Source organism: Spirulina subsalsa FACHB-351, from assembly GCF_026130165.1.
Classification (GTDB): Bacteria; Cyanobacteriota; Cyanobacteriia; order Cyanobacteriales; family Spirulinaceae; genus Spirulina_A; species Spirulina_A subsalsa_A.
Window position 1 is genome coordinate 1 of the sequence record NZ_JAIHOM010000134.1, and the last position, 12,200, is coordinate 12,200.

Here is a 12,200-nt window from a genome sequence, read left to right on the forward strand (position 1 = left end):
TACGGTAGGGCATACCGGAACTCACGCTTGGGGAGAGATTCCCTCTGGCTTGGTTGGATACGTCCTGCCAAGTTAAGGAAACTCGTTGAACCAAGAATCCCTCGCTTTCAGCGATGGGAGTGTCAATAAGCAGCAGAAGTTTTGACTAGAGTCTGCTGAATAACTTGGGGGGCAGGGGAGAACTTCAATCCCGAAAGTTGAGGATATAATCATCAACAACTGAGAAATACGAGACACGGGGGAACCGAAAATGTCAGTTAAACTCACTGCCAATACTAGCCCCGAAACCGCTACGGAAACGGAATGGGAACCCCCCATGCCGCCGACAGATTTGATTTTTGATGATGGAGAGCCTTTGGAAAGTAACCGTCACCGCATTGCCATGAACGTCCTGATCCGGTCATTGCAACAGGCTTGGCGCGATCGCCATGATTTCTACACGGGCGGGAATATGTTCATTTACTACAGCAGCGAACAAGCAAGGAACCGAGATTTCCGAGGCCCAGATTTCTTTGCTGTATTAGATGTAGATGGCACCACAGAGCGACAGGGTTGGGTAGTATGGCAGGAAGGGGGTCGCTATCCAGATGTGATTGTTGAGTTGATGTCGCCGAGTACCGCCCGAGTCGATCAGGAAAGCAAAAAGGATATTTATGAACAGATATTCCGCACCCCAGATTACTTTGTATTTGACCCGTTTGTAGCCAATTCTTTGCAGGGATGGCATTTAGAGAGTTCCCAAGGGTATCAGCCCTTGGTAGCCAATGAGCGAGGTTGGTTGTGGTGTGAAAGCTTGGGCTTTTGGCTGGGAACTTGGTCGGGAACCATTGACCGGGAGGAGGCCGTTTGGTTGCGGTTTTACGATACCGACGGGAATTTAGTCCTGTTACCTGAAGAAGCTGAACGCCAAAATGCTCAAGCTGCCGAACAACGAGCCGAAACCGCCGAACAACGAGCCGAAACCGCCGAACAACGAGCCGAAACCGCCGAACAACGAGCCGAAACCGCCGAACAACGGGCCGAACGTCTGGCGGAAAGGTTGCGATCGCTCGGTTTAGACCCAGAGGAACTATAAAAGAGGCGATCGCGCAACATCTACTCTATTGTTCATCTGTCTATGAGGAGTCGAAAAATACACTGGATCACATCTTGTCTGATGACTAGCTTAGGACTGTTGCTCCCTTGGGGTGTTCTTCTCCTGTCCCCTCTGTCCCCCGTCGTCTTGGCTCAAAATCGAGAGGAAGAAACCAATATCTGGGTTTATGAACAAACCAGTCCGGCCGTTGTCTTTCTGGAAGGAAAACAAGGTCATGGCAGTGGGAGTATCATTCGGGCGGATGGTCTAATTTTGACTAATGCCCACTTAGTAGACTCAGAACAAAACGTGAGGGTGATTTTAGCTGATGGTCGCCGTTTACAGGCTAAGGTGATTCGTCTCGACCGGGATTTAGATTTAGCCCTGCTGCAAATTCCCTCAGTGGGTCATTTGCCCACTCTCCCCTTGGCCTCTGGGGGGTCGGTGCGGGTCGGTCAACGGGTGTTTGCCATTGGCAATCCTTTTGGTCAGTTTCAAGGCACCTTTACCACGGGGATTGTCAGTCGTTTAGATTCTGAACAGGGGTTTATTCAAACTGATGCCGCCATTAATCCGGGGAATTCTGGGGGGCCTCTGCTCAACAGTCAGGGGGAATTAATTGGGGTAAATACAGCGATTTATACTCATGGGGGCAATGGGGGGAATGTGGGGATTAATTTTGCGATCGCCCTAGACTCTATTCAGACCTTCCTCGCTACCTTGCCCCATCAGACCCCCTCTCGCCGGGCTTCCCCCCGTCTCCTGACCCTCAATGGGGAAGCCCGACCAGGCCGCCTCACTCCCCAAAGTCAGGTTCTCACCTCGGATAACAGTTTTTATAATGTCTATGCTTTCCAAGGTCAGGCCGGGATGGACGTGGAGATTGTCCTGCGCAGTGGTGAGTTTGATGCCTATTTAATCCTCGTCGCCCCCGATGGCCGCCACTTGGACGAAGATGATGATAGTGCCGGGGGCCGTGATGCCCGGATTGTCGCCCAACTGCCCGAGGATGGAGTGTATTTAATTCTGGCCAATGCTGCCCGACCGAAAGAGGTCGGGCGTTATACCTTAGAAGTCAGTGCCGTCCAAGCCTCGCCCTTTAGACCCCGATTACAAAGTGCTGCCGGGTTTCTGATTCTGGTTGAAGGGGTGTTATCTTCAGATACCGGAGGGCGTTTACAGGATGGCAGTTTATACCGAGAATATAGCTTTCTAGGTCAGGCGGGACAGGTGGTTACGGTTCATTTGGCAAGTCCTGATTTTGACCCCTATGTGATTGTGATGGACTCCCAAGGGCGCAAATTAGCGGAAAATCATAATCTCCACGCCAAAACTACGGATTCGGGTCTGACGGTGCGGCTACCGATTACTGACCGTTATCGCGTCCTCGTCAATGCCTACGACCCTCGGGGAGAGGGTCGTTATGTGTTGAGAGTGCGTTAGGGTCAAGAGGGCTTCTGGTCGGCTTGGTGGGCTTGTACGGCTTCAATGAGCGATCGCACTTCCGCCGTCCCTTCCGAAGGATCAAAAGTCAAGGGCATTTTCCGGGCCCGTAACACTTGTAACCCCACCGGGGCTAAACTGAGTAGGCCTTTAACATCTCGGAACGAATTGCTCACCACCCGCAGGGCAAACTGACGTTCATCAATCCAGCCCCCCTGTTTCACCAAATCAATTAAAACCTTGCGGTGACGAATAGGACGACTGGCTTGAGCATCATGACGGGCGAGAATTTCCCCCTTAATCTTACCGATTTGATCCATCGGGGCCACTTCCATCGGACAGACTTCATTACACAAATAACAGCGCGTACAGCCCCACACTCCTGTTTTTGGGTCATTGTATTGCTCTAAGCGGCTTTCAAGTTGATTGTCTCGGGAGTCTGCGATCGCCCGATGCGCCTTCGCCAGAGCATGAGGCCCCACAAACTCCGGATTCACCGCCCGCGCATTACATTCCGAATAACAAGACCCACACATAATACAATTGCCCATCTGATCCAGCTTCGCCCGTTCCTCGGGACTTTGCAAAAACTCCCGCTCCGGAATCGCCCGCCCCGCCGTACTAATATAGGGTTCAACCGCCTCCAAATTATCCCAAAACGGCTGCATATCCACGATCAGATCCTTAATAATCGGCAAATTTCCCAGAGGAGCAATAGTCATTTCCGGCACATTTCCCCCCGTCTCCCCCTCTCCAGATTGTTCGCGAATCTTTTCTAAACGTCCCAATTCCCCAGCGATATTTTCCTTACAAGCTAAGGCAGAACGCCCATTGATTCGCATTCCACAACTGCCACAAATTGTATTGCGACAATTTTTCCGAAACGCTAAAGTCCCATCCTGTTCCCACTTAATCCGATTCAAACAATCCAAAATAGTAGTAGCAGGTGTCACCTCTAGCGTATAATTCTGAACTCTGGGGGCTCCATTTTGAGATTGGCGCAGGATTTTAAAATTGACTTGCATATTGAAAAAAAATGTAAGACTTGAAATGACCAGAGAAAATTCACCATTGAGTTGAGCCTCCCCAGTAGCGGATAAACCTCAAGAGAGAGGGCCGTTTTTCCCACTCCCGACCCGGAAAATCCTCCCTCTCCTTATGAAATCCCTCCCCTTTCAAACATTAGGCTGCTCCCCCCAGATTCATTTTCTCTCCTTTCTTTATGCTACACCTTCCTCACCCTCCCCAGAACAGGATTTTTACCCCGCCATAACCCATCCCCTACCTCTAATTTGGGGCGCATCCTTTCTCCCCTTCTCCCCTTGTTAACTTTTATTTCTCCTAAGAGGGCAACAGATGATCCCCCGGGATCAATTTGGGCAAAACTTCCCCCTCCTCTCCCGAGATCCCCCTCCCCCTTGAGGATTTTTGCAGCTAAGTAAACCCCTGACCTCCCCAATTTTTAGATCCCAGAAAATAATCCGCAAAAATATTTGAAAAAATTCTAGATTTTAACTTCTTTATCAGATATGATGGGAAAATAGTCGTCAATCGTTACGACGATTCCCTGAAATTTAGGAAAAAATTAGGAAGATATGTCTGACAGTCCATTAACGGGAAAGGCTCTCCTTCAAAAAGTAAAAGAGCTTTCCCACTTACCCCGTCGAGAAACCGCTAAACGCTGCGGATATTACAGCACCAACAAAGCTGGTCAAACCCGGGTAAATTTGACAGACTTTTACGATGCAGTCCTTGCCGCTAAAGGTGTTCCCTTAGATCCCGATGGGGCAAAAGATGGTCGTGGCCGAGAACCGACTTATCGCGTCAGTGTCCATAAAAATGGCCAAATTGTGATTGGTTCAACCTACACTCAGGAAATGGGACTCAAACCCGGAGATGAATTTGAAATCAAGCTGGGCTATAAACACATTCACCTGAAACAACTCGATGCCAGTAGTGAGGGGAACGTAGCAGAAGACAGTGAAGCAGACGTAGCTTAAACCCTGTGTCACAATCCCTATAGACTGTAATAGGGTTAGACCTTAGAGGAGGTCTAACCCTCCTAAAAGTACAGCTTCGTTTTAGGCTGCTCCGTTTTTTTATGGATTTTTTAAAAATTTCCCTACAACAGGGATTGATCCTGCTAGCTGGAAGTCCCAGTTGGCAAAAGGTGCTGCTATTTTTTAGCATTTGGCTAATATTGTGGCTGCCCCTTGCCCTACCCCTCAGTTGGTTTTTAAACTGGCGACCCTTTCAACCCCTGACTCCTCAGAAAAAATTAATATTTCTCGCCTCCCTTTATAGTCTAGTTCCCTTGGTCTTGTGGGGAGCAACAGCTATAGAAGGAATTTCCGCCCAAACTTACGGCCTTAAGCTGACCATTTCCCCCAGTCCTCCCCCTCCTGTGGTGCAATTTTTAGGGTCAATGGGGGGGACAATAGCCCAAGGGTTTTTACTAGCTGTTTTGGGTTTAATCGTGATCTTTAGTGTGGAGTCCCTTGGGGGTTGGGTTCGGTGGAATCGGGAAAAACTAAACAACACCCGAGAGATTTTACTGCCTATTTTTGCCGTGGCCTTACTGATTGGTGGCATTGAAGAGGTAATTTTTCGCGGTTTTTTGTGGAGTGTTTTAAAAAGCGATCGCGGCCTTTTAGTCGCTACCCTAGTGTCTAGTCTCCTGTTTGCCCTCTCTCACCTCATCTGGGAGCAAAAAGAAACCCTCCCCCAACTGCCCGGACTTTTTATCATGGGCTTAGTTTTAGTCTTAGCCCGTTGGGTAACACCAGACCAAACCATTGGCCTCGCTTGGGGGCTTCATAGCGGTTGGATTTGGGGGTTAACCTGTTTAGATACTGCCGAACTGATGACCTACTCCACCGAGAAAGGGCAGTGGTTTACAGGGTGGCAAGGGAAACCCCTAGCGGGAGTGGGAGGTTTATTGTGTTTAGTCTTCACAGGTTTAGTGTTAGGAAACGTTGCATTTTTCTAAAAAACCACCTCAAGGGGAAAATTTTCAGCTATCGTCTTGTTTAAGTTCCTGTTGAACCCCTGTCTGAACAATAGGTTTTGTTGTTTTGTACTCTAGTTGAGAGCAGCCCGTGGACTTTTCAATTCTCAACATTATTTCCTTAGTGGGAATCCTTGGTTTTTGTGTTATTGCTTGGTTAGGGTCAGAAAATAAACGTCTGATCCCTTGGAATACCATTATTTTTGGCATTGCTCTGCAACTAATCATCGGAGCATTTGTTTTTATCCTAGGGAGTCAAGTAGTTGAGGGGTTAAATAACCTACTCAATGCCGTCCTTGATGCCTCCGAAGCGGGGGCTCGTTTTTTATTCGGTTCTGGGATTGTCCCGGAACCGGGTCGGAGCGTGGGGCCCGGTGTAGCCGGGCGTTGGATTGTCCGCGCTGTGGGAGATCCCCTCGTGACCGTGCCGGGGGATGCCATCGGTTACGATAACTTAAATTTGGGCTATATCCTCGCCTTTCGCGCCCTCCCGCAAGTGATTTTCTTTGCCGGGTTGGTCAGTTTACTCTATCGGTTGAAATTGATTCAACCTGTGGTGAAAATCTTCGCTATCCTATTTAGCCGCACGATGAAAATTAGTGGGGCGGAATCCCTCTCGGGGGCGGCTAATATTTTTGTTGGCATTGAATCGGCGTTAGCGGTGAAACCCTTTTTAGCCAACATGACGCGCAGTGAACTCTGTGCCATCTTAACCAGTTGTTTTGGCTCCATTGCCTCCTCGGTGTTAGGACTCTATGCGGGGATTTTGCGCCCGACCTTTCCCTCCATTGCCGGACATTTGGTTTCTGCCTCAATTTTGACCATTCCGGCTTGTTTTGTGATTTCTAAGTTGCTGGTTCCCGAACAGGGGGAACCGGAAACTATGGGTCATGTTCCCGATGAACCGGAAGAAGAGGGCAAAACTCGTCCGAGTCCGGTAGATAGTCTGATTGTGGGAGCCTTGGATGGGGTCAAAATGGCCGTGGGGATTGCGGCGGTGTTGATTGCCATTTTGGGCCTATTGGCCTTGGTCAATGCTTGTTTTAACGGTTTAGCGGGCTTATCCGGGAGTCCCTACACCCTCTTAGCTACCCTTGGGGGTGTCTTCGAGTTGATCACTATTCAGAACATCCTGGGGGTGTTATTCCTACCGTTAACGGCCTTAACAGGGGTTTCTCTGGACTGGAATGAACTGTGGGAATGTTCTTTAATTATTGGGCGGCGCTTGGTGGAAACCAGTATCCCTCCCTACCAAACTTTAGCGGTTTTATCGGCTCAGGAAGTTTTGAGTAGTCGGGCATTACTCATTGTGAGTTATGTCCTGTGCGGCTTTGCTCATATTGCCTCCTATGGGATTTTTGTGGGAGGATTAGCCACCTTGATTCCTGAACGGCGTTCTGAGGTGTCGGCTTTGGGTTTTAAGGCCTTGTGGGGTGCAACGTTAGCCACGTTAATGACGGGGTGTGTGGCTGGACTGTTCTATTTTGGTCAGCCGACGGCGTTAGGTTTGTAATGATCTGGAGAAATTGGTGATGAAACGGAAATATTGGTGGCGGATTGGATTAGCCTTGCTGACGGCAACCTTGTTGGTGGGGTTGGGGCGATCGCCGTTTACCTCCCATAGCACTCTCATTCCTTCTCCGGCAAGGGTTGCAGTGGCTCAAACCCCTAGCCCCTCTCCCACCCTCCCCCCCCCCGAAGGGGCAACGGAGGAGGCCCCTGAAGTAGAAGAACCCCCCGAAGCCCTAGAAATCCCCGAGGATGCCGCCCCCACCCTCCAAAGTAGCGTACAGGTCGAGGACACTTATGTAGACCCGGGCAAACGCTTTCAGGTTGGGATTTTGAGCGGTTATAAGTCCTCAGTGGTCGCTGGGGTCCCTCTGTTTGAGTCGGAAAATGGCCAGTTAGCCTATTCTGTCGCTGTACGTCCTCGGGCAGCCCTAGAGGAGGAGTTCAGTGATGCAGCTTTAGCACAAGTGGCTATTGATACTTTCCGCCAAGGGGAAGGCTTTACACCGGGCTTTTTTGAACCTACCCTATCTGGAGGGGCGCGCATTCCTTGGCGGGGAACTATGACAATGGGTCGCAATAGCCAGCCCATGCAAGGGGTGATGTTGTCTCGGGCTTTACCCATGCCCAACCGGATTGTTATTTTAATGATTGCGGCTACGGAGTCGGAAGGGGAGCAGGTGGAAGCGGTGTTTTCTGCTTTAGCTCCGACGTTGACGGAAGTGGAGAATCAGTAAACCGAGTTTGTTGTTAGTTTGTTGTTGGGCTTTAGCCTTTAATCCCAAGTCCCGAAGCCCAACACCAAAGGACACCCCATACACTATCTACACTAGCGATGAACCTTGATCAAGAAATTGCCCATCTACGGGAATTAATGCCCGCTTCCGGGCGAATGTCCCTCAAAATTGTCCCCACCTCCCAAGGAAGTCAGGTGATTAGTACCCCTACCCCAAAACCTTGGGAACGAAATATGCGCCCTATTTATCTCAATGTGCCGTTGTGGGAAAAACTGTCTCGGGGACAACGGGATTTAGTGTTTTTGCGCTTGGTGGCTTGGTCTACTACAATTCCTTGGTTAAAACCGAACTGGTATCAAACTCTAGCCTTAGTGGGGGTGGTGGGAACTGTTGCTCAGTTTACCCAAGGGGATGCGGTGGGTGTGGTGATTGCGGGGGGGTTAAGTGCGATCGCCGTCCGTCAGTTGTGGCGCAATTATCGCGGGGCTGAACGGGAGGTAGAAGCGGATGAATCGGCGCTCAAAGTCGCTCAGAGACGGGGCTATAATCCCCCAGACGCGGCGAGAAACCTGTTAGAGGGGATTGAAGTCGTTGCCGAATTAGAAGGGCGTTCTAAGCTGAGTTTCAGTGAGTTACTGCGCATCCAGAATTTAAAGGCGATCGCCCACCTGTCCACTATGGGAGATCCCCAAACCTCCCGCCTATCCTGATCTGATGTCTTCCCCCCCTTCCCGACATCAGGTTTCAAGGGCTAAGAAGCCACTTTTTTCTTTTTGTTGTTCTTTGACTTCTCACGCTGTTTAGTTGCTTTAGCTGCTTTTTTCTCTGCCTCTTTTTCGGCCTTAATTCGGAGTTGTTCCTTGGTTTTTTCCTCGGCAATTTTATCTAAGTAGTAGTGATAATCTCCCCGATAAAGTAATAACTCCCCATCCCGAACTTCAACAATTTTATTGGCGACTTTGGAGATAAAATAACGGTCGTGGGAGACAATAATCACTGTGCCATCATAGGCTTGTAACGCATCTTCTAGCATTTCCTTAGCGGGAATGTCTAAGTGGTTGGTTGGCTCATCTAAAATGAGTAAGTTGGCTGGACGGAGTAACATTTTAGCCAAGGCCAGACGGGCTTTTTCTCCCCCACTTAAAGCCGACACTTTTTTAAACACCGTTTCCCCACTAAATAAGAAACGACCTAATAAAGTGCGAACTTCCTCATTTTTCCAACTCGGAACTTCATCATGGATCGTTTCCATGACATTTTTTTCCAAGTCTAACGCTTCGGCTTGATTCTGTTCAAAATATCCCGGAATGACGTTATGTTTGCCCAGTTCAATGCGACCCTCTTCTGCTTTTTCCATGCCCATCATCATGCGGAGTAGGGTAGACTTACCGCATCCATTGGGACCGAGGAAGGCAATGCGATCGCCTCGTTCAATCAACAACTCGGCACCGAGGAACAAAATCTTCTCATTGTAGGTATGAGATAGATCCTCAATAATCACCACTTCTCGACCACTACGAGGCGCTGGGGGAAACTGAAACCGCAGGGTTTTTACATCCCCAACGGGAGCCTCGACTCGCTCCATTTTTTCCAGTTGTTTCTCGCGGCTTTTCGCTTGGGTGCTACGGGTGGCGCTCGCCCGAAATCGATCCACAAACGCCTGTTGTTTTTCTAATTCCTTTTGTTGCCGTTCGTAGGTGCTGAGTTGAGCGGCTTGGTTTTCAGCTTTTTGGGCGAGATAGCTAGAATAATTGCCCAAATAGGTCGTAGAAACCCCCCGTTCGGTTTCCACAATTTGGGTGCAGAGCCGATCTAAAAATTCTCGGTCATGGGAGATAATCACCATGGGCGTTTTTAACCCTTTCAGGTAGATTTCGAGCCATTCGATGGTTTCTAGGTCTAGATGGTTAGTCGGTTCGTCCAACAGTAGGATATCGGGCTTTTGGAGTAGGATCTTGCCTAAACTCATGCGCATCTGCCACCCCCCACTAAAGGAACTGACAAGGCGATCGCCATCTTCCGGGGAAAAGCCCATTTCCGGCAGAATTTTCTCAATTTCTGCGTCTAAAGCGTACCCATTGAGCGCTTCAAAACGTCGTTGTAAGCGATCCAGTTCATGGATTAAATCCTCAAGGGTATCGGGATCTGCGCTGGCCATTTCGTGGGTGGTGTGTGCGATCGCCTCATGAACTTGATTCGCCTCCTCAAACACCGTCCAGAACTCCTCCCGCACCGTGCGCGTTGGTTCCACCTCAAACTCTTGAGTTAAATAGGCAATGTGCAGATCCGCCGGACGAATTACCTCCCCCCCAGAGGGTTCAATCTCCCCCATAATGATTTTCAGTTGGGTAGACTTCCCCGCACCATTCACTCCCACCAAACCAATGCGATCGCCCTCCTTCACTTCCCACGTCACATCCTTCAGCACTTCCCCCGTCGGATAGACCTTGCTAATATGTTCTAGTCGCAGCATTACCGATATTCTTCCCTTGCACGTTGCACTCTTCCCACTTTAACAAAATGTTGCGGAATTCTCCTCTTCCTCGCTTGCAGGGAGGGGATGAATAGCAACCAATAAACAAACTGAGCGATCGCGAATTCTCGGATGAGCAGCTACAATAGCACAATGCTTAAATATAAAGCCGAGTGGGAAGGAAAAACCTATATTGAGGTTGACCGTTTCTTTGCCTCCTCTAAAACCTGCCACGTTTGCCTCAACCGAGTAGATAGTTTGTCGTTGGATATTCGTCAATGGCAATGTCAACATTGTGGGACTTGCCATGATCGAGATGTCAACGCAGCCCAAAATATCAGAAATGAAGCCTTGCGGATCTTGTCGTTGGGAACCAGCGATACTGCCTGGGGAGGGAGTGTAAGACAACCTGGCAAAACATCGGTTTTGTTAGATGCAGTTCCCGTTGAATCAGGAAGCCCCATCCTCGCCAACGGCAGGGTGGGGTAGTTCACCAATCTTTACAATTAATGAACAGCACTTTCTCCCCAGTAGGTGCAACCGTTACCATAGCCGCTAAGACAATCAACGCATTCTCAGCCCGTTTTTGGTAAAGTGAGAAGCAATTTGTTCATTAACATCACAAAACGACAAAAAACATGGTAGCTATCCAAAATCCAACGACTCAAGCCCCCTTCCTCGCTCAACTTGATGCTATCCTCGAACAAAACCACCTCCTCAAGCACCCCTTCTATCAACTCTGGAACGAAGGAAAATTAACCTTGACAATGTTGCAAGAGTATGCTAAGGAATACTACTGGCAAGTTCACAACTTCCCCACCTACGTCAGCGCCACCCACGCCGCTTGTGATGACCTGAACATCCGCAAAATGCTGTTAGAGAACTTAATGGAAGAAGAAGGGGGCAGCGTGAACCACCCCGAACTGTGGTTACGCTTTGCCGAAGGCTTAGGAGTAAACCGGGAAGACGTATTAAACCATGACTATCTCCCCCAAACCCAAGACTCCATCAAACAACTGAAAACCCTCGCCCGCAGCGAAAACCCCGCCGAAGGTTTAGCCGCCCTCTACGCCTACGAAGCCCAAATTCCCGAAGTCTCCACCACCAAAATCGCGGGACTCAAAGAATACTACGACATTGAGGCCCCCGAAGCCCTGTCCTTCTTCAGCGTCCACGAAAAAGCCGACGAAATCCATAGTCAAGTCACCCGGGAAGCCCTCAGCCAACTTTGTCAAACCCCCGAAGAGCAACAAGCGGCCCTCAACGCTGCTCAATCAGCCGTTAACGCCTTAAACCTGTTACTTGACGGCGTTTATGAAACCTATTGCCAAGCCGCCGCTTAAGCGGTTGATGCCCTGATTGTCGGTTGGGTTTTGCGATCGCGAAACCCAACAAGGGAACAAGGAATAGGGAATTGAGAATTGATAATTGATAATTGATATTAGCCAGGCTGCTAACCGCTGCCTAATCAATGAAGTGAAGCAATCCCAGAGCGTAAACTGCGTTTACAAAAAGCTAAGGGCGATCGCAGGATGGGCAATAGCGAGAGGCGATCGAGGTATAACAAATCATTGCACCCGACCACCCAAAAGCGACGAATGGTGGAAAATGGGCAAAAATGGCGGTTGAACTCAGCCGTTATGCTGCCAACCAATTAGCAAGGCTGTCACCCTGAGAGATATTGACTGGGTTTCAGTTGGAACTCGTCAATGCCCGAAGCAGGTGCTATAATTATGAGAACAGTCGAGAGATCTGACCTTTTCGGATCGCGGAAGCTTGGTCTTCCCTCGACTGATTTTCGTTTTACAGGAATGTAAGAAGCTGCGTGTATTTATCTGCAATGTCGGGTGAAGACCCTCGGTTTTACCGACGGGATGAAACCCGACCAGTATAGAAACAGCGAAGCACGACTCTTTAGCTAAGGCTCAGGGATCACTCTTAGCATGACAATTTGTG

General features: G+C 49.4%; 12 protein-coding genes. 9 read left to right on the forward strand and 3 right to left on the reverse strand.

The window, feature by feature from the left end; all coding sequences use genetic code 11:
• Nucleotides 1-250: 250 nt before the first annotated feature.
• Both K4A83_RS19340 and K4A83_RS19345 read left to right on the forward strand, forming a co-directional pair.
• Nucleotides 251-1,075: a Uma2 family endonuclease gene (locus tag K4A83_RS19340; protein ID WP_265266318.1), complete on the forward strand. Its 825-nt coding sequence runs from the start codon at nt 251-253 to the stop codon at nt 1,073-1,075.
• 81 nt (nt 1,076-1,156) lie between these two features.
• Nucleotides 1,157-2,518 (forward strand): trypsin-like peptidase domain-containing protein, encoded by a 1,362-nt coding sequence (locus K4A83_RS19345; RefSeq protein ID WP_265266319.1) that lies wholly within the window; start codon nt 1,157-1,159, stop codon nt 2,516-2,518.
• A 2-nt stretch (nt 2,519-2,520) separates the two neighbouring features.
• On the opposite strand, the gene K4A83_RS19350 is transcribed toward K4A83_RS19345, so the two are convergent.
• Entirely contained in the window at nt 2,521-3,543 is a 1,023-nt protein-coding gene (locus K4A83_RS19350; RefSeq protein WP_265266320.1) for a succinate dehydrogenase/fumarate reductase iron-sulfur subunit, read from the reverse strand.
• 570 nt (nt 3,544-4,113) lie between these two features.
• On the opposite strand from K4A83_RS19350, the gene K4A83_RS19355 reads away from it, so the two are divergent.
• The 5 genes from K4A83_RS19355 to K4A83_RS19375 all read left to right on the forward strand — a co-directional run bounded on the left by K4A83_RS19355 (nt 4,114) and on the right by K4A83_RS19375 (nt 8,481).
• Entirely contained in the window at nt 4,114-4,518 is a 405-nt protein-coding gene (locus K4A83_RS19355) for an AbrB family transcriptional regulator (RefSeq protein WP_265266321.1), read from the forward strand.
• Between the two features lie 101 nt (nt 4,519-4,619).
• Nucleotides 4,620-5,507 carry a CPBP family intramembrane glutamic endopeptidase gene (locus tag K4A83_RS19360; protein WP_265266322.1) on the forward strand — a complete coding sequence of 296 codons (888 nt, stop codon included), beginning with the start codon at nt 4,620-4,622 and terminating at the stop codon, nt 5,505-5,507.
• Nucleotides 5,508-5,616: 109 nt separating this feature from the next.
• The gene (locus K4A83_RS19365; protein ID WP_265266323.1) at nt 5,617-7,038 is read left to right on the forward strand and encodes a NupC/NupG family nucleoside CNT transporter; all 1,422 of its coding nucleotides are present in this window, start codon (nt 5,617-5,619) and stop codon (nt 7,036-7,038) included.
• A 19-nt stretch (nt 7,039-7,057) separates the two neighbouring features.
• On the forward strand, nt 7,058-7,771 hold the full coding sequence (locus tag K4A83_RS19370) for a hypothetical protein (RefSeq protein ID WP_265266324.1): 714 nt from the start codon (nt 7,058-7,060) through the stop codon (nt 7,769-7,771).
• Between the two features lie 98 nt (nt 7,772-7,869).
• Complete coding sequence (locus K4A83_RS19375) at nt 7,870-8,481, forward strand: DUF3318 domain-containing protein (protein ID WP_265266325.1); 612 nt, start codon at nt 7,870-7,872, stop codon at nt 8,479-8,481.
• A gap of 41 nt (nt 8,482-8,522) precedes the next feature.
• On the opposite strand, the gene abc-f is transcribed toward K4A83_RS19375, so the two are convergent.
• A complete protein-coding gene (gene abc-f / locus K4A83_RS19380; RefSeq protein WP_265266326.1) occupies nt 8,523-10,244 on the reverse strand; it encodes a ribosomal protection-like ABC-F family protein in 1,722 nt (573 codons plus the stop codon).
• A gap of 153 nt (nt 10,245-10,397) precedes the next feature.
• Between abc-f and K4A83_RS19385 the strand changes: the two genes are divergently transcribed.
• Complete coding sequence (locus K4A83_RS19385; RefSeq protein ID WP_407810171.1) at nt 10,398-10,733, forward strand: zinc ribbon domain-containing protein; 336 nt, start codon at nt 10,398-10,400, stop codon at nt 10,731-10,733.
• 149 nt (nt 10,734-10,882) lie between these two features.
• Nucleotides 10,883-11,587 carry a CADD family putative folate metabolism protein gene (locus K4A83_RS19390; RefSeq protein ID WP_265266327.1) on the forward strand — a complete coding sequence of 235 codons (705 nt, stop codon included), beginning with the start codon at nt 10,883-10,885 and terminating at the stop codon, nt 11,585-11,587.
• 125 nt (nt 11,588-11,712) lie between these two features.
• Here K4A83_RS19390 and K4A83_RS19395 read toward each other — a convergent pair whose 3' ends face one another.
• Nucleotides 11,713-11,898 carry a hypothetical protein gene (locus tag K4A83_RS19395; protein ID WP_265266328.1) on the reverse strand — a complete coding sequence of 62 codons (186 nt, stop codon included), beginning with the start codon at nt 11,896-11,898 and terminating at the stop codon, nt 11,713-11,715.
• Between the last annotated feature and the right edge of the window lie 302 nt (nt 11,899-12,200).